Origin of the sequence: Erwinia sp. V71, from assembly GCF_965644245.1 — a bacterium.
Taxonomy (GTDB): Bacteria; Pseudomonadota; Gammaproteobacteria; order Enterobacterales; family Enterobacteriaceae; genus Erwinia.
This window is the reverse complement of record NZ_CBFFRK010000007.1, coordinates 39,282-61,968: the sequence shown is the minus strand read 5'-3', so window position 1 is coordinate 61,968 and position 22,687 is coordinate 39,282. Positions and strand designations below refer to the sequence as shown.

Below are 22,687 nucleotides of genomic sequence, written 5' to 3'. Positions count from 1 at the left end.
CATCGGGGATTACGCGGGTTGCACCAGCAGCTGCCCGGCGGAACCGCGGTCGGCCATTTCCAGTGTCTGGCTATGGTAGACAAACGGGAAGTGCTCCGAGGAAGATTGCGGGAACATCACCAGCAGCTCGATATCGCCATCAACCCAGACAGTATCTTTCCAGCCGCGATCTTCCCCCATCGGCTGCGCGCCATTGACGCTTTTCACCAGGAACATCACGCCTTCGATATGGAACGACTGCGGGACATCGGCATGAATAATCCAGCGCTCAAAGCTGCCCTGTTGCGCCTGAATATCGATGCGTGTCATATCCCAGATTGCACCATTAATGCCCGGCAGGCTGTCGCCGAGACGCAATTCGCGGGTACGGCTCGGGATGCCATCGAGGATCTGATCGGCCACCAGCCGCATCGGCAGATTATCAGTGACCAGCGGCAGCATGCCGGTTGGACGCAGCGTCAGCACCGTAGTGGACGTCAGAATCGTGGACGGCTCAAACAGACCGCGCAGGCGTTCCATAATGGTCGCCGCCACACCAGCGCTGATTGACACTTCGTTGCCCTGCGACATATCCACCAGAATTTCCCGTCGCTCGCCCGGTGCCAGCGCCAGTTGCTGTACCGCCACCGGCGCAGGCAGAAAGCCCTGATCGCTGGCAATCACCTGGAACGGACGACCGTCACTGAGCGTCAGCTGGTAGCGACGCGAGTTGGAGGCATTCAGCAGGCGCAAACGCACCCAGCCGCGCGACACTTCGACGAACGGACTCTGCACGCCATTCACCAGCAGGGTATCACCGACAAAACCACCGCTGCCGGGCGGGTCATAGGCTGGCGCGCCAAAGTTATCCAGCCGTTTATCCTGAATAATCACAGGAAAATCATCGACGCCATAATGATTGGGGATCGGCAGGGACTTACTGATGCTGTCTTCCACCAGCCACATTCCCGCCAGGCCGTTATACACATGCGGCGCCATGCGGTTAGGCGTATTGGCGTGATACCAGCAGGTGGCAGCAGCCTGACGAATCGGCACCACCGGCGCCCAGTCGGTGCCTGGCGACATCATCCGCGATGCGCCGCCCATCAACGGGCCGGGCACCTGCAATCCTGCCACCGTCATGGCGACCGGTTCATTGAGGCGGTTACTGTAGATCAGTTTGACATCATCGCCGCTCCAGACACGGATCGTCGGCCCGAGATAGATACCATTGACGCCCCAGACAGGCGCTTTATTGCTGGTGTCGCCACTGAATGACCAGTGACTGCGTTGCAGAGTAAGAAACAGCGGTTGACCACGACGAGATTCAAGCAAGGGTGGAACCGGTAACGGCGTGCCGTTAGCCGCCGCACGTGCCCGGCCGGGCACTGCGCCCGCACACAGGGCGACGCCCGATGCCTGAATAAATTGACGTCGACTGATGGACATACAAACTCCGTACCCGTAAATGCGGCCAGAGGAAATATGCCGCTTACTATTTTTTATAATTGAGAGGTCTTTATTTTAGCACGGGCTGCCCAGGGTCCGCCCGTCATTGCTGATACCGCCACGTCATACGGACTGGCGGGTTTACACGCGGTTACTGGCTTCGCGCTCAGCAACTTCCGCATTCAGCTGTTCAAGTTTGGCCGCCATCAGCTCACGACAGTGGGTTGCCAGCTTGCGCACCGACTGCTCTTCGAACTGTTTCACATCGACGGGCGGCAGCATTTCGACAATCACCAGACCGTTTTTCCAGCGATTCAGCTTAATCTTGTTGTGAGTGTTGGACACCACTACCGGGATAATCGGCACACCTGCCGTCATTGCGGCATGGAACGCGCCGGTTTTAAACGGCAGCAGGCCACGGCCGCGGCTGCGGGTGCCTTCAGGGAACATCCAGAAAGAGATTTTTTTCTTCTCAAACTGCTCCACCAGCTGACCAATTGTGCCGTGCGCTTTGGCACGGTTTTCACGGTCAATCAGCAGGTTACCCGTCAGCCAGTAGAGCTGACCAAAAAACGGGATCCACAGCAGGCTTTTCTTACCTACCGTCACCGTGGTGGGCTGCACAATATTGGCAGCGGTGATCATATCGTAGTTGTTCTGGTGGTTAGCGATATAAATCGCATTGCCATAGCTTTCCGCATCAGCCGGTTTGCGCAGTTCCACTTTCAGGCCAAACACCGGCGAAAGACGACCAAACATACGGCCAAAGGTGGAGACATGTCGGGGATTTCGCGGGGAAAACAGACAGTAAATGCTGCCAAACACGCAAACCAGAACCGAATAAATGATGACAATAATCGTACGTAAAAGTAAAAGCATCACGACCTCATTTTCTGCCGGGTGACGCGGTGGTTACGCCACCGTCATTCACCCGGTTATTTGTTGTTATTCTTCGCTGTCGCCCACGGCTGGACGCGCTGGTGCATCAATATCCACCCGATCAATGCGCTGCAGGCCGCGCGGCAGCAGGGTGCCACGACGTCCACGCTCAGCACGGAATCTCTGCAGTTCTTCCGCACGCAGCGTCAGCTTGCGTTTGCCGACATGCAGGGTAATCGCACTGTTCGGTGGCAGCAGCAGCAGCCAGGCCAGTTTGTCTTCACCCGATGCCGCCTGCGCCGCCGGAATGGAGATAATCTTGTTGCCTTTGCCTTTCGACAGCTGCGGCAGATCGCCGACCGGGAACATCAGCATCCGGCCTGCACTGGTGATCGCCAGCAGCATATCGTCATCGTGCTGAATCGCCGCTGGCGTCATCACTTTGGCGTTTTCCGGCAGCGACAGCAGCGCTTTACCGGCACGGTTGCGGGAAATCAGGTCGTTAAAGGTACAGACAAAACCGTAACCGGCGTCAGACGCCATCAGCAGTCTCTGCTCTTCCGCTTCCATCAGCACCTGCTCGAAGGCAGCGCCCGGCGGCGGCGTCAGTTTACCGGTCAGCGGTTCGCCCTGACCACGCGCCGATGGCAGCGTGCTGGGGTCAACCGCATAGCTGCGGCCAGTGGAGTCAATAAACACCACCGGCTGGTTGCTCTTACCGCGCGCGGCGGCCAGATAACTGTCACCGGCTTTGTAGCTGAGCCCCGTCGGATCGATATCATGGCCTTTGGCACTGCGCACCCAGCCAGACTGCGACAGCACGATGGTCACCGGTTCGGATGGCACCAGCTCATTCTCGCTGATCGCTTTCGCTTCTTCGCGCTCACGCAGCGGTGAACGACGATCGTCACCATAGGCGTCACTGTCTGCCTGCAGCTCTTTTTTCAGCAGGTTATTCATTTTGCGTTCGGACGCCAGAATACCCTGCAGATGGTCGCGCTCTTTCGCCAGCTCATCCTGCTCACCGCGGATCTTCATCTCTTCCAGTTTGGCGAGATGACGCAGTTTTAATTCCAGAATCGCTTCCGCCTGGGTTTCGCTGATGTCAAAACGCGCCATCAGCACCAGCTTCGGCTCGTCCTCAGTACGGATGATATGGATCACTTCATCAATATTGAGGAACGCCACCAGCAAACCTTCGAGGATATGCAGGCGTTTCAGCACTTTTTCCAGCCGGTAATTGAGACGGCGACGCACCGTATCACGGCGGAAGACCAGCCACTCGCTGAGGATCTCCAGCAGGTTTTTCACCGCCGGACGATTATCGAGGCCGATCATATTCAGGTTAACGCGGTAGCTTTTTTCCAGATCGGTGGTGGCGAACAGGTGATTCATCACCTGCTCCATATCCACACGATTAGAACGCGGCACAATCACCAGACGCGTCGGGTTCTCGTGATCGGATTCATCACGCAGATCTTCCACCATCGGCAATTTTTTATTGCGCATCTGTGCAGCAATCTGTTCCAGCACGCGTGCGCCAGACACCTGGTGCGGCAGCGCGGTAATCACTACGTCGCCGTCCTCTTTCTTCCACACCGCGCGCATACGCACTGAGCCGCGACCGTTCTGATACAGCTTACGAATTTCATCGCGTGGCGTAATGATTTCGGCTTCGGTCGGGAAGTCCGGCCCCTGCACGATATCCAGCAGTTGCTCAAGCGAGGTTTTCGGATTGTCGATCAGCGTGATCGCCGCCTGCGCCACTTCACGCAGGTTGTGCGGCGGAATGTCCGTCGCCATACCCACGGCGATACCGGTGGTGCCGTTCAGCAGGATATTGGGCAGACGCGCAGGCAGCATTTTCGGCTCCTGCATGGTGCCGTCAAAGTTCGGCACATAGTCGACCGTCCCCTGCCCCAGCTCACCCAGCAGCACTTCGGCATATTTCGACAGACGCGATTCAGTGTAACGCATCGCTGCGAAGGATTTCGGATCGTCCGGCGCACCCCAGTTCCCCTGGCCATCGACCAGCGGGTAACGGTAGGAGAACGGCTGTGCCATCAGCACCATCGCTTCATAGCAGGCGCTGTCGCCGTGCGGATGGTATTTACCCAGCACGTCACCGACGGTACGTGCGGATTTTTTGAATTTCGCGCTGGCGTTCAGACCCAGCTCTGACATGGCATAGACAATTCGGCGCTGAACCGGCTTCAGTCCATCGCCAATATAGGGAAGCGCCCTGTCCATGATGACGTACATGGAGTAGTTGAGGTACGCATTTTCCGTAAACTTATGCAGGGCAAGACGCTCTGCACCATCCTGCGTCAAGTCACTCATTAATCTCAATTCCTCACATCGCGACGTGATAAACCGCTAATCGGGCACGCCACACAAAGTTTGACGAGGATAGTACCTTATCTGACGAGGTTCTGTCACAGGGAACCGCGCGTTCAGTAATCAGGCGATCAATTCCTGCAAAAAGGTCGCCAGCGCCCTACGCGGGTTTTCTTCGTCGGACACGATCATCTCAATCCCCCACTGCCCCAGCACCTCTTTCGCCACCGGGTTATAGCGGTTGGTAAACAGATAGGATTTCGGTCGTGCCGACGCCAGCCCGGTGCGCCCCCACATTTTGGTCAGGCGGTAAAACAGCAGGCGAATATTGAAATCACTGATGCTGTAGCCGACAAACAACACTGAGTTACCAATCACATCATGGGTCAGTTTCAGGTCCAGCGGGCTGTCGAAATTCAGCCGTTCAAAATAGCTGCTTTCATCCAGCACCAGCGAGGTATCATCGTCAAAATCGCCATGAAGTTTAATAATATGGCGTTCACTTTCGGTGAGTGACACCAGATGAGCAGCACTGGACACTTTGCGGTAAGGCACATGGTGTGCCTCATGCGCCAGCTCCAGCCAGCGGTCATAATTGGTGGTATAGATGCGGGAGAAGTTGCCCTGGGTGATCAGGGTATGGATTTCGGAACTGCGCACATCGATGTCCGGACGATGCCATTCGCGATCCATCCAGCTGCGCAGCGGCCCGAGCGAACCGGTGCGCTTTTTATAATATTCCGCCAGCGCCAGGTGGGTGCCATAAGAATTGAACTCGTCAGGGTCGTAACCCAGTTCATGCGCCAGATGAGAAATCAGCTCGTGCCATTCCGGCAGGCCAAGATTGCGGGAAATGCCAGCACCGGCAAACAAAATCAGCTTACCGGCATCGTAAGCGCGCTTCAGTTCGGGTTTCATGCTCTCTCCAGTAAACAACCTGCTGTAATGTTTTATTTATCACCGCAGGATAAACCCGATATGACGGAGAGGACAGGATAAATCGTGTTCAGCTGGCGACGGCAGTGCGCTCACGCGCCTTCAGCTGTAACAGCGCCTGACGGGCAAGACGGGCGAAATAGTGCGCTGCCGGGGCGATCAGCGCTTCATCGGGGCTGAACGCGGCATGATGCAGACCATACTCGCTGGCGCTGCCAATCGATACAAACGCGCCGGGCAGTTGCTGCAGATAAATCGCGAAATCTTCGCCGCCCAGATGCAGGTCAGCGGTTTGTACCTGATAGCCACTTTGCTGCGCCACATCGGCGCTGAAGCTGGCCCAGTAGTCATCGTTAATCAGCACTGGCGGACCAGCATACCAGCTCAGTGTGGCGCGCACACCCAGCCCCTGCGCCACGCTTTCCACCACCTGACGCACTCGTGCTTCCAGTTGTTCGCGCACCTGCATATCGTGGGTGCGCGCGGTGCCGCCAAACTCGGCGACCGCCGGTAACACATTCCAGGTTTTCCCGGCATCGATACGGGTAATGCTTAACACCAGGCTGTCGAGAGTATTAAAGCTGCGGCTGGTCAGCGCCTGCAACGCCTGAATAATCTGGCTGGCCACCAGAATGGCGTCGGTGCCCTGTTCCGGGTGTGCCGCGTGCGCCCCCTTGCCCTCGACCCGAATCACAAAGCGATCGGCATTGGCATAGAATGCGCCGGGGCGGGTGGCGAAGACGCCCGTTGGCAGGCCAGGTTCATTATGCATACCAAAAATCGCCTGCACGTCCTGCAGCGCGCCGGCCTTAATCAGCTGACGCGCGCCGGTACAGTTCTCTTCGCCAGGCTGGAACAGCAGCCTGACCCGGCCAGGCAGGGTCGCTTCCTGTGCTTTCAGCAGCCGCGCCGCGCCCAGCATCACACTGGTATGAATATCATGACCGCAGGCGTGCATCACGCCCGCATGGCGGGAACGCCATGGCAACCCGGTGGCTTCATGGATCGGCAACGCATCAATATCAGCGCGCAGCGCAATCAGGTTGTCGCCACGGCCAATTTCCGCGATCACCCCGGTCTCGATGGCGTAATGCGGCCGATGGATACCCGCCGCATCAAGCCAGCCGCGAATACGTTCACTGGTGGCCTGTTCCTTATTCGACAGTTCGGGATACTGATGCAGCTCGCGCCGCCAAGCGATCAGTTGGGCTTCCAGGCTTTCGCTCATGATACGTCTCCTGCGTGAATCAGGCGGTCTCGAAGTGATGAGTCGCCAGTAGCTCAAGGGATCTCAGTCGCTGCTCAGCGGCAACCAGCGGGGTATCGACAACAAACTCTTCAATACCAAACTCGTGCTGCAATGCGTCCAGCCGTGCATGCACCTGCGCCGCCGTGCCTTTCAGCAGTGACGGGACACGCGGTTCAATCACATAATCGGTATAACCGCCCTGCCGCACATAACGTTCAGCCTGCTCCAGCGTGGCGACATTGACGCCCTGACCACCGGCTACCCGCACATGGTAGTGACGCAAATCGCTGACCAGCCGATCGGCCTGCGCCGCTGATTCCGCGACCACCACCTGCACCGCCACCAGCGCACGTTGTCCGCCGCTCGCAGCGTGATAGGTCTTCAGTACCTGTTCCAGCAGGGTATGATCGCCGTTGATATGCGCGGCAAATACAAACTGCCAGCCAAGGCTGGCAGCCAGTCTGGCGCTCTCTTCGCTGGCGCCAAGCAGGAAACGGTTCGCAGGACGTGCCGGTAACGGTGTGGCGAATAGTGATTCACCGTCCACCACCGCGCCATTAGCGGGCTGCAGCCAGCCATCAAGCAGCGCCAGCTGTTCGGCAAAAGAACCTTTCTCGTCCTGATGTAATCCCTGCTGCAGAGCACGAGTGGAGAGCGGCAGGCCACCCGGCGCTTTGCCGATGCCGAGATCAATACGGCCCGGTGCCAGTGCTGCCAGCAGGTTAAAGTTCTCCGCTACTTTATACGGGCTGTAGTGCTGCAGCATCACACCGCCAGAACCCACGCGGATATGGCGTGTCTGCGCAATAATCCAGGCAATCAGCACTTCCGGAGACGGACTCGCCAGTTGCGCGGTGTTGTGGTGTTCCGCCAGCCAGAAACGGTGATACCCCCACTTCTCGGCCTGCTGCGCCAGAAACAGGGTGCGATGCAGCGCCTCAAACGCGCTTTCACCGTCAGCAAGCGGGGATTTATCCAGCAAACTCAGTCGATATGACATCAGCCAATTCCTTGTTAATGCACCAATGGCATTAATAGTGGGACGGCGTGCTTATTTGGTAAAACAACAAATCTGCGCAAGTGAAGCTAAAAAATGGCATAAGCCGTATTTGTTTTTTTCGCAAAAGCTTAGTGCAAATCCTTGGTTCACCTCACTCGTCTGCCCACTGATGATGACCTTTCGCCTTTACACCTCTGAGGATCAGCATGTCGGAAATGTCCACTGAACAACTGGTACGCTGGCGGCGCGAGCTGCATCAGTATCCGGAACTGTCGAATCAGGAATTCGCTACCACACAACGTATTACGGGCTGGTTGCAACAGGCGGGCATTCGCCTGCTGCCGTTAGGGCTGAAAACCGGCGTGGTAGCAGAAATCGGTCACGGCGAGCCGCTGATTGCGCTGCGTGCCGATATCGATGCCCTGCCGATTGAGGAAGAGACAGCGCATCCGTGGAAATCGCAACACCGCGGCGTAATGCATGCCTGCGGTCACGACGTGCATACGTCGGTGATGCTGGGGGTCGCGCATCGCCTGCAACAACAGGAAAAATCGCTGCCAGGACGGGTACGCATTCTGTTTCAGCCCGCTGAAGAGACGTTCAAGGGCGCACAACAGCTGATTGCCGCCGGCGCATTAAAAGGCGTGCAGGCGATTTTTGGCATGCATAACGCGCCGGATCTGCCACTCGGCACGCTAAAAACCAAAGGCGGCGCGCTGTATGCCAATGTCGATCGCTTCGTCATCCGCCTGCACGGTAAAGGGGCGCATGCCGCGCGGCCGCATGAAGGTATCGACAGCATTGTGCTTGGCAGCCAAATCGTCACCGCGCTGCAGGCGTTGCCGAGCCGCGTATTCAGTTCACTGGAATCGGTAGTGGTCAGCGTCACACGTTTCACTGCCGGTAATACCTGGAATGTGCTGCCACAGACGGTAGAGCTGGAAGGCACCGTGCGCACCCACAACAACGCCATTCGCGAGCAGATCCCGCAGCGCATCGACGCCATTATTCAGGGCATCGCCGCCGGGTTTGGTGCTCAGGCGCAGCTTGACTGGCAGCCGGGTCCACCCGCGCTGGTCAATACCCCCGGCTGGGCCGATTTCGCGCTGCAGCTGGCGCAGGAGTCCGGTTACCGCACTGAAGTCGCAACGCCACAAATGGGCGGTGAGGATTTCGCCTTCTATCTGCACCATGTGCCAGGGGCGTTCGTTTCGATTGGCAGCGCCAGCGAATTTGGCCTGCACCATCCCGCATTCGACCCGGCCGAAGCCCTGATTGGCCCGGCCGTGGACTACTTTACGGCGCTGGCGCCACGTGCCCTGCTGGCCGTAACACAAACCGAGAGTCTGGCATCCTGATGAGTAAAACAAGGAGAGAATCCGTGGCAATCCCTGAACCCGCCCTCGATCATGTGGTGATCAATGTCGGTGAACAGCTGGACAGCGCCAGTGCACTGTATCGTCGGCTCGGTTTTCAGGTCAGTCCGCGCGGCCACCATACGCTGGGCTCCAGCAATCACCTGGCGATATTTCAGCACAACTATCTGGAACTGCTCGGCTTCGAGGCCGGACGCGCGCAGCTGCGTCCGGAGGTGTGGCAGTCACCGCCAGGTCTCAGCGGCCTGGTGTGGAAAACCCGTGATGCCGATGAGGTCTTCCGGCACCTGCAGCAGCAGGATCTGGATGGCGATGCCCCGGCTTCTTTCTCGCGCCCCGTCACGCTGCCGGATGGCAAGGAAGAACAAGCCAGCTTCCGCACCGTGCGCCTGCGTCCGTCACGGGTGGCCAATGGCCGCAGCTTTTTCTGTCAGCATCTGACGCCGCACGCAGTCTGGCAAGACGCGTGGCAGCAGCACCCCAACGGGGTACGCGATATCACTGAATTCGTTATCGTGGCGCAGGACCCAGCGGCAGCAACACGCGTCTACAGCCAGCTGTTTGGCAGCGAACGGATTCTGGCGCGCGATGATGGCGCATTTCTGTTGCAGGCGGGTGTGGCGACCGTGCGTTTTGCTTCCGCCGCCTGGGCTGAGCAGCGTTATGGCGCACTGCCGGAGGATTACCAGGGCGAGCCGCGCATGGTGGCGCTGGGACTGCAGACCGATGATCTGAGTAAAACCCGCGCCAGCCTGTTAAGCGGCGATGTGCCGTTTCGTGAAGAAGCCGACGCGCTGGTGGTGGACGCCAGCCACGGTTTTCATCTGGCGCTGCGTTTTCATCACTGAATCCGTGCCCCGGCAGGGGCACGGTAACGTTTAATGGCTGGCCGCCAGCCACTGATCGACGTACAGTTTCCAGCTGATATCATCACGCGGCAACATATACGCTTTTTCACCGTACTGCATTGGCTGCTCGGGATTCACCACGCACAGCTGCGGGTAGCGTTTCTGCTGATACAGCGCTTCCGACGCATCAGTTATCATCACGTCCGCTTTGTTATCCACCAGCTGCTGGAAGATAGTGACGTTATCGTGGAACAGTGTCAGGTTGCCCTGTGGCAAGTGACTGCGCACTCGCGCTTCCTGCCACCGCCATTAATGCCAATGCCCATACGATTTTCATTATTACACTTCTCATTTTTTATCCGGGCGTCAACCTTACCCTGGCACCATCGATTATTGCGTCCCAGGCAAGAGTGTTGTGATCCACAACACATTTTTCCCGCAGCGTTGCACGCGTACACTGACGCCATTGCATAAACAGGAGAATCCGGGCAGATGAGCAAGATTTTTATTATTGATGCGGGCAAAGTGTTTGCCCATTCCAAAGGTGAACTGAATCATACCCTGACTGATGTCGCCGCCACTTTCCTGCGGGATAACGGTCACCAGGTAGAGATTACCCGCGTGGATGAAGGCTACGACGTGGCGCAGGAGATTGAAAAATACCTGGCCGCTGACAGCATCATCTATCAGATGCCTGGCTGGTGGATGGGCGAACCGTGGATTCTGAAAAAGTATATCGATGAAGTGTTTACCGAAGGCCACGGTAAGCTGTATGCCAGCGATGGCCGCACCCGCGCAGACGCGGCGAAGAAATACGGTTCCGGCGGTCTGATTCAGGGTAAAACCTATATGCTGTCACTGACCTGGAATGCGCCGCTGGAAGCCTTTACCGATCCTGAGCAGTTCTTTGAAGGCGTCGGCGTTGATGGTGTCTATCTGCACTTCCATAAAGCGAACCAGTTCCTGGGAATGACAGGCCTGCCGACCTTTATCTGTAATGATGTGATTAAACAGCCGGATGTACCGCGTGATATTGCGCGCTATCGTGAACATCTGGCGCAGGTGTTTGCGTAAAAGTGTTGTGCGCCGTTCGCCTTATGGACGGCGCGATTTTCGCCTCTACAGCAATGGTTTACTGGCAATCTGCTCACTAAGAAAATCCAGGAAACAGGTAATCCCCGCGGCCAGCGTCGTGTTGCGATAGTACACTGCGTTAATCTCATGACTCATTTCGCGAGTTTCCTGCTCCAGTACCGGCACCAGACGCCCGGCAGCCACATCATCACGCCCCAGAAATCCTGAAATGCGCCCGATCCCCTGACCGCAGATTGCCAGCTGACGAATGATCTCGCCGTTAGAGGTCGCCACATCGGGCTTAATCAGCAGAAATTCCCCCTCACTGTCCCATAACGGCCAGCGGTTATGTTTTTCCGGATAACTGAAGCCGATCAGCCGATGGTTCGCCAGATCCGCCACACTGGCAGGATGACCATATTTCGCCAGATAGTCCGGGCTGGCCATCAGCCGCAGCTTACTTTTACCCAGCAGCCGTGCATGAATAGTCGAATCGCGCAAATCGCCGACCCGGATAGCGACATCGGTCTGCTGCTCCAGCAGGTCAATCAGCACTTCGTCGGTATTCAGTTCCAGCTGGATCTGCGGGTAGCGAGCACTGAACTCCGCCACCAGCGGAACAATCACATGCAGCATAAAGGGCGTGGCGGAATTGACCCGCAGACGGCCCGCAGGCGTTTCGCGGCGTAACGCGATCTGTTCCTCTGCGGCTTCCACAGAAGCCAGGATCTGACGTGCATGATCAAGGAAGATCTGCCCTTCCTCGGTCAGCGCCAGCCGCCGCGTGGTGCGGTGCAGTAAGGTGGTTTGCAGCTTCTGTTCCAGGCGGCTTAAGGCACGGCTGATCCCCGAGCTGGTCTGGCTCAGTTGATCGGCTGCGGCGGTAATCGACCCCGTGTCGACCACAGCCACCCAGGCGCGGAGTTCTTCAAGGGTGATTTTCACAGGCAGTCCTGATGACAGGAAACAGGAAGGGCGACGTGGCGCCGCCCTGAAGTGGTTAAATTATGGAGTTAATGAAAGGCTTATACAAGCCTGCTGTTCAGCGGGCGGGCGACGCTTTTGCCTGTGCAAATACTGCCGACAGATCAAGCCGCTGCCAGAAAGCCTGATCCGTCGACACGCCGGACAGCGCATAGCCTGCCGGTAATGCACTCTTCACCATCAATGCGCGACGCTGCGCGGCAGAAAGCTGTGGCAGCGCCGTTTCCAGCAGCACTTCCGCGCCTTCCGGCACCACCACTTTCGCCGCGGCACCTTTCTGCTGCGGCAGGTGATAGGTCATGGTAAAGCGATAGAAATCCTTCATCGCCGGATCGCGGTACGGATCGTCTTTACCCGCCGTTCTGGCGCATTCGGCCAGCGATACGCCACACTCTTTTTCCAGTGCGCTGCGCAGCTGATCGCGCGCTTCACTGAACAGTGCGCGGTAGCGGCTGTCATTAAGATCGTGCGCCACATTACGCTGGGCGATCATCCGCGATCCCATCACGTCCAGCGGATAATGCACCCCCAGCACAATACGTGAATAGCCATAACGCGCACCGCGCGCCACCAGCGCATCAAAGCGCTCCGGGATCATCTCCGCCAGCAGCAGAGCATCGGTATATCCGGTGTTGGTATGACCGCTCGGGAACGATCCACCCCCAGCAGTGTACGGCTTGTTGTCTTTGACAATCACATCATCCGGCACCAGATGAATACTGTTCCCCTGCACCAGGAAAGGACGCGGATAGTTAAAGTGCTTTTTCGCCGCGCTGGTGCTGATTTCACTGGCTTTGATCAGCGCCGCCGCTTTACCCAGTTCACCTTTGTCATAGGCAGTAATAAATGCCTGCCCCAGACGTGGCCCCAGCGCATCAGCCAGGAAATAGAGATAAGAAATCCCTTCCGCATCCGCCAGCGCCTGATGACGTGCTCCCGCCGTGGCATCACGGTTAATCGCCGTCACGGTGTCGCGACTGGCCTGCAGAATGTTGTCCGGCAGTGAACTGAACGCGGACAACAGCGCAATACCCGCCTGCTGGTTCGCCTTGCTCTGGAAGTCATAACCGCTGGCCTGCAGCCAGGCGCGGTCGGCCTGCGTATCACTCTGCTTCGCCTTTTCCAGCTGGTCGCGTGTCAGCGTCTCTGCTCCGCCTTTTAACGCGTTCAGCTGCGCCTGTAGCGCCTGCGTATGCAGCGCATTGAATGGCTGACTGGCTGATGCCGGTGACGTGTTGTTCGCCAGCGCGCCAGCCTGTGACAGAGAGAGGGATTGTGCCTGTACCTGTTGCGCGAGCAGCAGTGCCGCCGCCACGACCGTGAAGCGAATGTTCATCTTTTTATCCTTTATAATAAAACGATTACCTTGCCTGTCTGCGAATCTGGCAGCGCAGGATGACAGTTTTATTGCAATGTAATGTTTTGATACGGCTTTGCTCAGACTGTGCAAGTTTCTACGCTTCAGCCGGAATGAAACCGGTTATTAAGATGGGAATGTCGGGTTACTGGCGGCGTGCGGCTTCCAGCCTGTCAAAACAACAAACCCGCCGGAGGGCGGGTTTGCGGGAAAGCGGAAGAAGGAAAATTAAACCTCAATCTCCGCCGTATCACCTTTCTCCTGCAGCCAGTTGCGGCGATCTTCCGAGCGCTTCTTCGCCAGCAGCATATCCATCACCGCCAGCGTCTGATTCACATCGTCATCATCGATGGTCAGCTGCACCAGACGGCGGGTATTCGGATCAAGGGTGGTTTCGCGCAGCTGCATCGGGTTCATCTCACCCAGACCTTTAAAGCGCTGCACGCCCGGTTTGCCTTTCTTGCGTTTCAGCTGCTCAAGGATGCCCGCTTTTTCCTCTTCATCGAGGGCGTAATACACCTCTTTGCCGAGGTCGATACGGTACAGCGGCGGCATCGCCACATAGACGTGGCCGCCTTTCACCAGTGAACGGAAGTGACGCACAAACAGCGCACACAACAGCGTGGCGATATGCAGACCATCGGAGTCCGCATCCGCGAGGATACAAACTTTGCCATAACGCAGCTGGCTCAGATCCTCGCTGTCAGGATCGATGCCGATCGCCACGGAAATATCATGCACTTCCTGCGACGCCAGCACTTCATCGGACGAGACTTCCCAGGTATTCAGGATCTTGCCTTTCAGCGGCATGATCGCCTGATATTCACGATCGCGCGCCTGTTTTGCCGATCCACCTGCGGAGTCACCTTCCACCAGGAACAGTTCGGTACGGCTGAGATCCTGTGCAGTACAATCCGCCAGTTTCCCCGGCAGTGCCGGACCGCTGGTCAGTTTCTTACGCACCACTTTTTTCGCCGCACGCATCCGACGCTGGGCGCTGGAAATGGCCAGTTCCGCCAGTTGTTCAGCAATCTGGATATTCTGGTTCAGCCACAGGCTGAAGGCATCTTTCACCACGCCAGAGACAAACGCCGCGCACTGACGTGACGACAGGCGCTCTTTGGTCTGACCGGCAAACTGCGGATCCTGCATTTTTACTGACAGCACATAGGCGCAGCGATCCCAGATATCTTCCGCCGACAGTTTGACGCCGCGCGGCAGAATATTGCGGTATTCGCAGAATTCGCGCATCGCATCGAGCAGTCCCTGACGCAGACCGTTGACATGCGTACCGCCCTGCATGGTCGGGATCAGGTTGACGTAGCTTTCCGTCAGCAGCTCACCGCCTTCCGGCAGCCACAGCAGCGCCCAGTCCACCGCTTCAGTATCACCGGAATACGAACCGATAAACGGTTTTTCCGGCAGGGTGATCAGACCGTTCACCGCTGCGGCCAGATAGTCATTCAGACCATCTTCATACAGCCAGCGCTGCTCAGTATTGTTGACGTGATCTTTAAAGACGATTTCCACGCCCGGGCACAGAACTGCCTTGGCTTTCAGCACATGGGTCAGACGTGACACCGAGAAACGCGGGCTGTCGAAGAACGATTCATCCGGCCAGAAATGTACACGAGTACCGGTATTACGTTTACCGACCGTGCCGGTCACCGTCAGATCCTGGACTTTGTCGCCGTTTTCAAAGGCGATGTCATACACTTCGCCATTACGGCGCACGGTGACTTCCACACGCTTCGACAGCGCATTCACCACCGAGATCCCCACGCCGTGCAGACCGCCGGAGAACTGGTAGTTTTTGTTGGAGAATTTGCCACCGGCATGCAGACGACAGAGGATCAGCTCAACCGCCGGAACCCCCTCTTCCGGGTGGATATCCACCGGCATACCGCGGCCATCGTCGATGACTTCCAGCGACTGATCGGCGTGCAGAATCACTTCCACCCGCTTCGCATGGCCGGCTAACGCCTCATCGACGCTGTTATCTATTACTTCCTGGCCCAAATGGTTTGGGCGCGCAGTATCGGTGTACATCCCCGGACGACGACGAACGGGTTCAAGACCGCTGAGTACCTCAATGGCATCAGCGTTGTAGCTGGATTGAGTCATCGTATAAATCTGATTGGTGGCTGAAAACGGTTAGCCATGCTTCCGCAGTGCGCTTCAGGCCGGATGATTCAGGCCAATAAAGTCGAGGATCTGCGGAAAATGACGTTCGAATCCGATAAAGGCATGGTTTCCGCCCTCTTCCACCGTCTGGCGGCAGGCACTGTAGTAGCTCAGCGCCTGACGGTAATCGAGGACTTCATCGCCCGTCTGTTGCAGTAACCAGATCAAATCCGGCGACTCCAGCGGGTCAACCTGCATGACTTTCAGATCGTGAATGTGGCAAGACTCTAACACATATTGCTGACCGGTGTATGGGTTCTCGTTCGCGCCCAGGTAGTTAACCAGCAGCTCAAATGGCCGTACCGCCGGATTGACCACTACCGCCGGCAGCAGAAAACATTGCGACAGCCAGGTGGCGTAGTAGCCGCCTAATGACGAGCCCACCACGCCCAGCGGCTCACCTGCGCGCGCCATCACCAGGTTTTCCAGCAGCGTGGCCGCCTGGTCGGGGAAGGCAGGCAGCTGCGGCACCAGCATCTCAATCTCTGGCGCGTGTTGCGCCAGCCACGCACCTAGCTGCGTCGCTTTGGCGGATTGCGGTGAACTGTTAAAACCGTGCAGGTAGAGTAATGTCGCCATGGCTCAGTAACCGTCGGAATCGAGGTCAGGACGAAACGCCTGCGTTTGCAGACGCTGAACATCCGTTTCCACCCGGCCATCGCTGTGCAGTTCCAGCCAGCGCCAGCCCGGCGCGACAGAATCGATGGTAAAATTGGTGCAGTGCGGTTTGAACTGCACGCAGGTGGACGGGGATGCCAGCACCCGCCGTCCGTTCCACTGCAGATCCAGTTCCTGATGGATATGGCCGCAGATCAGGGTGCGCGCCAGTGGGTAATTTTGCAGAACAGCATCCAGCATATGGGGATTGCGCAGGCTGTGCTGGTCGAGCCAGGTACAACCCGAAGGCAGCGGATGGTGATGCAGCAGAACCAGAGTATGACGTTGCGGATACAGCGCCAGCGTCTTCTCCAGCCATTCGATCTGATATTCGCTGAGCATGCCGTGCGGCACACCAAACACCTGACTATCCAGCAACACCACCTGCCACTGTTCGCCTAACAGCACATGTTTGGCATCGGCGATTTCTGCCTCGCACAAGGTCGTAAACATGGATGGCTGGAAATCATGGTTGCCCGGTAGCCAGGCACACGGAACAGGCAGACGCGTAATACCCTCAGCGAAATTCTGATAGGCTTCAACTGTATGATCCTGCGCCAGATCGCCCGTTGCGACGATCAAATCGATGTCACGCCCCTGCGCCTCAATCGCGTTCAGTACGGCATCAAAACTGGCCCAGGTATTCACACCCAACAGCGTTTCATTTTTACCTGCGAAAAGGTGGGTATCCGTTATCTGTAAAATCCTGATTTTGTCCCCACGCAACACAGGAAGTTTTAGCAGGCTATCCAAAGAGTATCCTTAGTCTCCACGCCATCTCAGCGTCTTTTATCGCACGGTTAACAGGCCGGCACCGCCATTGCGCCATGCGCTAAACAGTAGCGCAACCAGTCAGCAAGGAACTGGTTAATCTGATGCTTTTCATCACGCTGATGCAACTTTTTGTTCGGATAATCATAGCGTGCTTTAAAACGAAAGATCTGCTGCGTCGAACACACTTCCGCAACCATTGCATCGTGGTAGAGTCTGACAGACATCGCTGGCAGGCTCCAGTAACTTACCGCCGGTGCGGTTTGTTTTATCTCCACCAGCGTGGTGTAACGGGTCGACTCCAGAATAGTAATGCGGTAACTGGCGCTGTTGACCTGATATGTCACCGCTTCCCCCGCTTCATCATTGCGCGGCAGCAGGCGGCGCAGCTGGGCGAAGTTGGTTTCGCACAGGCGCATCATCTCGGGAAAGTCAGGGGTGTAGCGCTTGCTCATTTCGCATTCCACTCTTCGCGTAGTCTCTCATGGTGCAGCTCCAGCCATTGCAGGGCGATGACAGAAGCCGCGTTATCTATTTTCCCCTCTTCCACCCACTGGTAAGCCTGCTGACGGCTGACCACATGCACGAGAATATCCTCATTCTCTTCCTCCAGCCCGTGGTTTCCGTGCGCCACGCTGGCATCCACTTCCCCCACCACAATCGACAGACGTTCACTGGTGCCGCCAGGGCTGGCAAGGTAGTTGATCACCGGTTTGATACGGCCGACGTCAACGCCCGCTTCTTCCTTCGCTTCACGCCGCGCGACATCTTCGACACTTTCGCCCGCTTCAATAATACCGGCCACCATTTCCAGCAACCAGGGCGTCTCGCTGGTATCAAACGAAGCGATACGAATCTGCTCAATCAACACCACTTCATCACGGCGCGGATCATAGGGTAGCAGCACCGCGGCATGGCCGCGCTCAAAAATTTCACGCACCACTTCGCCGCTCATTTGACCATTAAACAGACGATGGCGGAAACGGTAACGATCGATGGAAAAAAAACCGCGATACAGCGAGTCACGTGCAATAATTTCTACATCGTTTTGTGTGAAAGTCACAGGGTATTTTTTTTTATCACTCATCGTCACGCTCTCCTGGCAAACTGGGGCTGAATTGAGGATAACAAATCTCAATCTGGCGGAAGTATGGTTCTTTCTGAATTATTTACGTAAATTAAGGAAAGATGGCACGTTCAGCCAACTTAACCCCACGGCAGACTCTGCTAGAATCGGCGATTATTTTTTGACTGATCTCAGCGCTACCATAGCAACATCGCTGCACTACAAGGAATGCAAATGAAGAAACTGCTCCCACTACTTATCGGCCTGAGCCTGGCTGGCTTCAGCGTCGCGAGTCAGGCAGAGAACCTGCTGCAGGTCTATCAGCAGGCTCGCATCTCCAACCCTGACCTGCGTAGCTCAGCAGCCGACCGTGATGCTGCATTCGAAAAAATTAATGAAGCCCGTAGCCCGCTGTTACCGCAGTTAGGTTTAGGCGCTGATTATAGCTGGAACAGTGGCTACCGTGACAACAGCGGTCTGCGCACCACCACCACCAGCGGCAGCCTGCAGCTGACCCAGGTCCTGTTTGATATGTCGAAATGGCGCGCACTGACGCTGCAGGAAAAGACAGCCGGCATCCAGGATGTGACTTATCAGACTGCACAGCAAACGCTGATGCTGAACACCGCCACCGCCTATTTTAACGTATTACGCGCCATTGACTCGCTTTCCTATACCGAAGCACAGAAACAGTCAATTTACCGCCAGCTGGACCAGACCACGCAGCGCTTTAATGTCGGCTTAGTGGCGATTACCGATGTGCAGAACGCCCGCGCTCAGTACGACAGCGTGCTGGCAAGTGAAGTCTCCGCGCGTAACGAACTGGATAACGCGCTGGAATCTCTGCGCCAGGTAACCGGCAACTACTACCCATCCCTGGCATCGCTGAATATTGACCGCTTCCAGACCGAAAAAACCCAGCCAGTGAACGCGCTGCTGAAAGAAGCGGAAAGCCGCAACCTGAGCCTGTTGTCCGCCCGTCTGTCACAGGATCTGGCGCGCGAGCAGATCCGCTCAGCGGAAACCGGCCATATGCCAACGGTTGGCCTGACCGCCTCCACCGGCCTGTCGAACAACCGCTATAGTGGCGAACGCGCCGGTCAGAGTTCTTCGTCCTCTGACAATATTTCTGGCAGCAATCAGGTGGGTCTGAGCTTCTCTCTGCCACTGTATAGCGGCGGCTCTGTCACTTCTCAGGTGAAACAGGCACAGTACGCTTACGTCAGCGCCAGTGAGCAGCTGGAAAGCGCACACCGTACCGCCGTGCAGACCGTGCGTTCCTCGTTTAACAACGTCAACGCCTCCATCAGCAGCATCAATGCTTACAAACAGGCCGTGGTGTCTGCGCAAAGCTCACTGGATGCGATGGAAGCCGGTTATCAGGTCGGTACACGCACCATTGTGGATGTGCTGGATGCCACCACCACGCTGTATAATGCGAAGCAGCAGCTTTCCGATGCGCGTTATAACTACCTGATCAACCAGCTGAATATCAAATCAGCACTGGGTACGCTGAACGAGCAGGATCTGACCGCGCTGAACGCCAGCCTGGGTAAAGACATTTCCACGTCGCCAGAAAGCGTTGCGCCGGAAAATGCCCAGCCGAATGCAGCGGGTAAATAACGCCGTCAGAACCCTTCAGTGATACGCCGTACAGCAAACTAAACGGCTTCAGGGGCAGCGATCGCTGCCCCTTTCACAATCAAACGTATAGCTACGTAAAGATCCCCCTCCCGCCCCCGGCCATCGCTTCAAAAACCACCACATATCCCTTATTCTGTGCGCTACCTTTGGGAACAGGACTGAATGCCATGAAACGGACTAAAAATATTAATCATGCCTCCTTCCGTAAGAGCTGGGGCGCACGTCACTTAACGCCAGTTGCACTGGCGGTTGCCGGTGTACTGATGCTGGCAGGTTGTGAACAATCCGATGAGACCGTTTCGCTGTATCAGAATGCGGACGACTGCTCAAAAGCCAATCCGAGCCAGAGCGCACAATGCACCACGGCTTACAATAACGCGCTGAAAGAAGCAGAGAAAACTGCGCCGAAATACGCCACGCGTGAAGACTGCGTCGCAGAATTCGGTGAAAATCAGTGCCAGCAGACGCCAGCACAGGCAGGCGTGGGCACCAGCAATAACGCGGAAGCGCAGCAGAGCGGCAGCTTCTGGATGCCGCTGATGGCGGGTTATATGATGGGCCGTATGATGAGCGGTGGCGCTTCGCAGCCGCTGTTCAGCTCACGTGCACCAAACAGCCCGGCGAACGGCAAGTTTGTCGATGCCTCTGGCCGTAACTATGGCGCTGCCACGCCAGGTCGCACCATGACCGTGCCAAAAACCGCACTGGCACCAAAACCGGCCACCACCAGCACCGTCACACGCGGCGGCTTCGGTGAAACGGTCGCTAAACAGACCAGCATGACGCGCAGCACCAGCAGCGCAACGTCAGGCACCAGCCGTACTTACGGAGGCTAACCGGTCAGATGAAGCGCATTGCAATTAGCGAACGACCTGACTGGCGTGCCAAAGCCACCGAGTACGGTTTCCGTTTTCACACCATGCATGGCGAGCCCTACTGGTGTGAAGACGCGTATTACCAGTTCACCCTGCCACAGATCGATTATCTGGAAGACACCACCCGCGAACTGCACCAGATGTGTTTGCAGGTGGTGGAAAAAGTGGTCAACAGCGAAGCGCTGCTGACCAAATTCCGCATCCCAAAACACACCTGGGATTTTGTCCGCCAGTCGTGGAAAACCTCACAGCCTTCGCTCTACTCGCGCCTCGATTTGGCGTGGGATGGCCAGGGTGATGCGAAGTTACTGGAAAATAACGCCGATACACCCACCTCGCTGTATGAAGCGGCCTTTTTCCAGTGGATCTGGCTGGAAGATCAGGTCAATGCCGGCAACCTGCCCGCAGGCAGCGACCAGTTCAACAGCCTGCAGGAAAAGCTGATCGAGCGCTTCGCCACGCTTCATCAGCAGCATGGCTTTAGCTGGCTGCATTTCTCCTGCTGTCGTGATACCGAAGAAGATCGCGCTACAGTGCAATATCTGCAGGATTGCGCCACCGAAGCCGGTCTGCCCAGCGAGTTCCTGTATATCGATGAAATCGGCCTCGGCGAGAAAGGGCAGTTTACCGATATTCACGATCAGGTGATTGGTAATCTGTTTAAGCTCTATCCGTGGGAATTTATGCTGCGCGAAATGTTTTCCACCAAGCTGGAAGACGCGGGCGTGCGCTGGCTGGAACCGGCCTGGAAAAGCATTATCTCCAACAAGGCACTGCTGCCGCTGCTGTGGCAGATGTTCCCGAACCACCCGAATCTGCTGCCTGCTTATTTTGCCGAAGACGATGTCCCGGCGATGGATAAATATGTGGTGAAGCCGCTGTTTTCCCGGGAAGGCGCCAATATTCGCATCGTGGAAAATGGTCAGGAGATCGCGCGGGCCGACGGACCTTACGGTGAAGAAGGCATGATCGTGCAGCAATTCCATCCGCTGCCGAAGTTTGGCGACAGCTATACGCTGATCGGCAGCTGGCTGATTGACGATCAACCGGCAGGTATCGGTTTGCGTGAAGATCGCGCGCTGATCACCCAGGATCTGTCACGCTTCTATCCGCACTCCTTTATGGAATAGCCGTGTCTGAATACGGGAGCCGTAAACGGCTCCCGTTTTACGTTTAACCCACCTGCACCGACAGCATACTCAGTGATGCCATTTCAATACCATCGACCGGAATCGATACTGCTTCATCCGCAGCTCGGCTGCCAAGGATGTACAGCAGCGGCAGGTAGTGCTCTGGCGTCGGGTTCGACAGCTCCGCGCCCTCGTGATCCATAAAGTTCACCAGCGGATGCTCTTCGGTCGGTCCCTGCCAGCTAAGATTATCGCGCACGTACTGGTTAAAGGATGTCGCCCACGGATACGCCTCGGCAGAACCCTGCCAGCGCACCATACGCAGGTTATGCACCACGTTACCGCTGGCGATAATCATGACGCCCTGTTCACGCAGCGCGGCCAGCTTACGGCCAAGCTCGAAATGGTAAGCCGGTGGTTTAGTACCATCGACACTCAGCTGAATCATCGGGATATCGGCATCCGGATACATTTTGATCACCACTCCCCAGGAGCCATGGTCGAAGCCCCACTCCTGATCGAGCCGGACCTCAACAGGTGCCAGCAGTTCCGCCACCTGTTGCGCCAGTGCGGGTGAACCAAGCGCAGGGTAATGGGTGTCGAACAACGCCTGCGGGAAGCCACCAAAATCGTGAATGGTGCGCGGTTTTTCCATCGCTGTCACTGCGGTGCCACGGGTGTACCAGTGAGCAGAAACCGCAAGGATCGCTTTCGGACGCGGCAGGGTCTCACCCAGCTTACGCCAGGCTTCAGTGTAGATATTGTCTTCCAGTACATTCATTGGGCTGCCGTGACCCAGGAAAAGAGCCGGCATACGAATTTGACTCATGATACATCCCCGGAAAGAGTGATATGGTTGATAATGGTTACCTTACGCTCTTTACCGGGCAGA

At 56.7% G+C, this 22,687-nt stretch carries 20 protein-coding genes and 1 pseudogene; 6 read left to right on the top strand and 15 right to left on the bottom strand.

All coding sequences use genetic code 11. The annotated features are described in order from the left end of the window. Positions 1-9: 9 nt before the first annotated feature. The 6 genes from ftsP to ACSZO1_RS02915 form a co-directional block, all read right to left on the bottom strand. A complete protein-coding gene (gene ftsP, locus ACSZO1_RS02940; RefSeq protein ID WP_437609361.1) occupies positions 10-1,428 on the bottom strand; it encodes a cell division protein FtsP in 1,419 nt (472 codons plus the stop codon). A gap of 141 nt (positions 1,429-1,569) precedes the next feature. Continuing rightward, positions 1,570-2,307, bottom strand: a complete 738-nt coding sequence (locus tag ACSZO1_RS02935; protein WP_437609359.1) for a 1-acylglycerol-3-phosphate O-acyltransferase — start codon at positions 2,305-2,307, stop codon at positions 1,570-1,572. Positions 2,308-2,373: 66 nt separating this feature from the next. After that, complete coding sequence (parC, locus tag ACSZO1_RS02930) at positions 2,374-4,647, bottom strand: DNA topoisomerase IV subunit A (RefSeq protein WP_437609356.1); 2,274 nt, start codon at positions 4,645-4,647, stop codon at positions 2,374-2,376. Positions 4,648-4,767: 120 nt separating this feature from the next. Further along, entirely contained in the window at positions 4,768-5,562 is a 795-nt protein-coding gene (locus ACSZO1_RS02925; RefSeq protein ID WP_437609354.1) for an SIR2 family protein, read from the bottom strand. A gap of 88 nt (positions 5,563-5,650) precedes the next feature. Continuing rightward, entirely contained in the window at positions 5,651-6,808 is a 1,158-nt protein-coding gene (locus ACSZO1_RS02920) for an amidohydrolase (protein WP_437609352.1), read from the bottom strand. Positions 6,809-6,827: 19 nt separating this feature from the next. Next, positions 6,828-7,829: an MsnO8 family LLM class oxidoreductase gene (locus tag ACSZO1_RS02915; RefSeq protein WP_437609349.1), complete on the bottom strand. Its 1,002-nt coding sequence runs from the start codon at positions 7,827-7,829 to the stop codon at positions 6,828-6,830. Between the two features lie 206 nt (positions 7,830-8,035). Here ACSZO1_RS02915 and ACSZO1_RS02910 point away from each other — a divergent pair, with 206 nt between their 5' ends. Continuing rightward, a complete protein-coding gene (locus ACSZO1_RS02910; RefSeq protein WP_437609347.1) occupies positions 8,036-9,187 on the top strand; it encodes an amidohydrolase in 1,152 nt (383 codons plus the stop codon). Then, on the top strand, positions 9,187-10,053 hold the full coding sequence (locus ACSZO1_RS02905; protein ID WP_437609345.1) for a VOC family protein: 867 nt from the start codon (positions 9,187-9,189) through the stop codon (positions 10,051-10,053). The genes ACSZO1_RS02910 and ACSZO1_RS02905 overlap by 1 nt, the downstream gene beginning before the upstream one ends. Before the next feature lie 30 nt (positions 10,054-10,083). Here the strand turns inward: ACSZO1_RS02905 and ACSZO1_RS02900 are convergent. After that, a pseudogene (locus ACSZO1_RS02900) lies at positions 10,084-10,350 on the bottom strand (transporter substrate-binding domain-containing protein); the annotation flags it as partial. A 195-nt stretch (positions 10,351-10,545) separates the two neighbouring features. Between ACSZO1_RS02900 and ACSZO1_RS02895 the strand changes: the two are divergent. After that, positions 10,546-11,127 carry an NAD(P)H-dependent oxidoreductase gene (locus ACSZO1_RS02895; protein WP_437609343.1) on the top strand — a complete coding sequence of 194 codons (582 nt, stop codon included), beginning with the start codon at positions 10,546-10,548 and terminating at the stop codon, positions 11,125-11,127. Positions 11,128-11,172: 45 nt separating this feature from the next. Here the strand turns inward: ACSZO1_RS02895 and ACSZO1_RS02890 are convergent, their stop codons facing one another. From ACSZO1_RS02890 to nudF, 7 genes are all read right to left on the bottom strand, one after another. Further along, entirely contained in the window at positions 11,173-12,072 is a 900-nt protein-coding gene (locus tag ACSZO1_RS02890; RefSeq protein WP_437609341.1) for a LysR family transcriptional regulator, read from the bottom strand. A 97-nt stretch (positions 12,073-12,169) separates the two neighbouring features. Beyond that, positions 12,170-13,447 (bottom strand): acid phosphatase, encoded by a 1,278-nt coding sequence (locus ACSZO1_RS02885; RefSeq protein ID WP_437609339.1) that lies wholly within the window; start codon positions 13,445-13,447, stop codon positions 12,170-12,172. Positions 13,448-13,696: 249 nt separating this feature from the next. Further along, on the bottom strand, positions 13,697-15,592 hold the full coding sequence (gene parE / locus ACSZO1_RS02880) for a DNA topoisomerase IV subunit B (protein WP_437609337.1): 1,896 nt from the start codon (positions 15,590-15,592) through the stop codon (positions 13,697-13,699). Between the two features lie 54 nt (positions 15,593-15,646). After that, complete coding sequence (yqiA, locus tag ACSZO1_RS02875; protein WP_437609335.1) at positions 15,647-16,231, bottom strand: esterase YqiA; 585 nt, start codon at positions 16,229-16,231, stop codon at positions 15,647-15,649. Positions 16,232-16,234: 3 nt separating this feature from the next. Continuing rightward, a complete protein-coding gene (gene cpdA, locus ACSZO1_RS02870) occupies positions 16,235-17,062 on the bottom strand; it encodes a 3',5'-cyclic-AMP phosphodiesterase (RefSeq protein WP_437609333.1) in 828 nt (275 codons plus the stop codon). A gap of 47 nt (positions 17,063-17,109) precedes the next feature. Continuing rightward, positions 17,110-17,535, bottom strand: a complete 426-nt coding sequence (locus ACSZO1_RS02865; RefSeq protein WP_437609331.1) for a DUF1249 family protein — start codon at positions 17,533-17,535, stop codon at positions 17,110-17,112. Continuing rightward, positions 17,532-18,167: an ADP-ribose diphosphatase gene (nudF, locus tag ACSZO1_RS02860; protein WP_437609329.1), complete on the bottom strand. Its 636-nt coding sequence runs from the start codon at positions 18,165-18,167 to the stop codon at positions 17,532-17,534. Before nudF ends, ACSZO1_RS02865 begins: the two co-directional genes overlap by 4 nt. Positions 18,168-18,380: 213 nt before the next feature. Here nudF and tolC point away from each other — a divergent pair, with 213 nt between their 5' ends. The 3 genes from tolC (at position 18,381) to ACSZO1_RS02845 (ending at position 21,795) form a co-directional block, all read left to right on the top strand. Beyond that, entirely contained in the window at positions 18,381-19,769 is a 1,389-nt protein-coding gene (gene tolC, locus ACSZO1_RS02855) for an outer membrane channel protein TolC (RefSeq protein WP_437609328.1), read from the top strand. A gap of 188 nt (positions 19,770-19,957) precedes the next feature. Then, positions 19,958-20,626, top strand: a complete 669-nt coding sequence (locus tag ACSZO1_RS02850) for a DUF1190 family protein (RefSeq protein ID WP_437609326.1) — start codon at positions 19,958-19,960, stop codon at positions 20,624-20,626. An 8-nt stretch (positions 20,627-20,634) separates the two neighbouring features. Further along, positions 20,635-21,795 (top strand): glutathionylspermidine synthase family protein, encoded by a 1,161-nt coding sequence (locus tag ACSZO1_RS02845; protein WP_437609324.1) that lies wholly within the window; start codon positions 20,635-20,637, stop codon positions 21,793-21,795. A 43-nt stretch (positions 21,796-21,838) separates the two neighbouring features. On the opposite strand, the gene ygiD is transcribed toward ACSZO1_RS02845, so the two are convergent. Further along, complete coding sequence (gene ygiD, locus ACSZO1_RS02840) at positions 21,839-22,624, bottom strand: 4,5-DOPA dioxygenase extradiol (protein ID WP_437609322.1); 786 nt, start codon at positions 22,622-22,624, stop codon at positions 21,839-21,841. Positions 22,625-22,687 lie beyond the last annotated feature (63 nt).

What these genes read in the sequence shown, in the direction of transcription:
- ftsP (WP_437609361.1), bottom strand. Translation starts at nt 1,428, where the DNA reads ATGTCCATCAGTCGACGTCAATTTATTCAGGCATCGGGCGTCGCCCTG.
- ACSZO1_RS02935 (WP_437609359.1), bottom strand. Translation starts at nt 2,307, where the DNA reads ATGCTTTTACTTTTACGTACGATTATTGTCATCATTTATTCGGTTCTG.
- parC (WP_437609356.1), bottom strand. Translation starts at nt 4,647, where the DNA reads ATGAGTGACTTGACGCAGGATGGTGCAGAGCGTCTTGCCCTGCATAAG.
- ACSZO1_RS02925 (WP_437609354.1), bottom strand. Translation starts at nt 5,562, where the DNA reads ATGAAACCCGAACTGAAGCGCGCTTACGATGCCGGTAAGCTGATTTTG.
- ACSZO1_RS02920 (WP_437609352.1), bottom strand. Translation starts at nt 6,808, where the DNA reads ATGAGCGAAAGCCTGGAAGCCCAACTGATCGCTTGGCGGCGCGAGCTG.
- ACSZO1_RS02915 (WP_437609349.1), bottom strand. Translation starts at nt 7,829, where the DNA reads ATGTCATATCGACTGAGTTTGCTGGATAAATCCCCGCTTGCTGACGGT.
- ACSZO1_RS02910 (WP_437609347.1), top strand. Translation starts at nt 8,036, where the DNA reads ATGTCGGAAATGTCCACTGAACAACTGGTACGCTGGCGGCGCGAGCTG.
- ACSZO1_RS02905 (WP_437609345.1), top strand. Translation starts at nt 9,187, where the DNA reads ATGAGTAAAACAAGGAGAGAATCCGTGGCAATCCCTGAACCCGCCCTC.
- ACSZO1_RS02895 (WP_437609343.1), top strand. Translation starts at nt 10,546, where the DNA reads ATGAGCAAGATTTTTATTATTGATGCGGGCAAAGTGTTTGCCCATTCC.
- ACSZO1_RS02885 (WP_437609339.1), bottom strand. Translation starts at nt 13,447, where the DNA reads ATGAACATTCGCTTCACGGTCGTGGCGGCGGCACTGCTGCTCGCGCAA.
- parE (WP_437609337.1), bottom strand. Translation starts at nt 15,592, where the DNA reads ATGACTCAATCCAGCTACAACGCTGATGCCATTGAGGTACTCAGCGGT.
- yqiA (WP_437609335.1), bottom strand. Translation starts at nt 16,231, where the DNA reads ATGGCGACATTACTCTACCTGCACGGTTTTAACAGTTCACCGCAATCC.
- ACSZO1_RS02865 (WP_437609331.1), bottom strand. Translation starts at nt 17,535, where the DNA reads ATGAGCAAGCGCTACACCCCTGACTTTCCCGAGATGATGCGCCTGTGC.
- nudF (WP_437609329.1), bottom strand. Translation starts at nt 18,167, where the DNA reads ATGAGTGATAAAAAAAAATACCCTGTGACTTTCACACAAAACGATGTA.
- tolC (WP_437609328.1), top strand. Translation starts at nt 18,381, where the DNA reads ATGAAGAAACTGCTCCCACTACTTATCGGCCTGAGCCTGGCTGGCTTC.
- ACSZO1_RS02850 (WP_437609326.1), top strand. Translation starts at nt 19,958, where the DNA reads ATGAAACGGACTAAAAATATTAATCATGCCTCCTTCCGTAAGAGCTGG.
- ACSZO1_RS02845 (WP_437609324.1), top strand. Translation starts at nt 20,635, where the DNA reads ATGAAGCGCATTGCAATTAGCGAACGACCTGACTGGCGTGCCAAAGCC.
- ygiD (WP_437609322.1), bottom strand. Translation starts at nt 22,624, where the DNA reads ATGAGTCAAATTCGTATGCCGGCTCTTTTCCTGGGTCACGGCAGCCCA.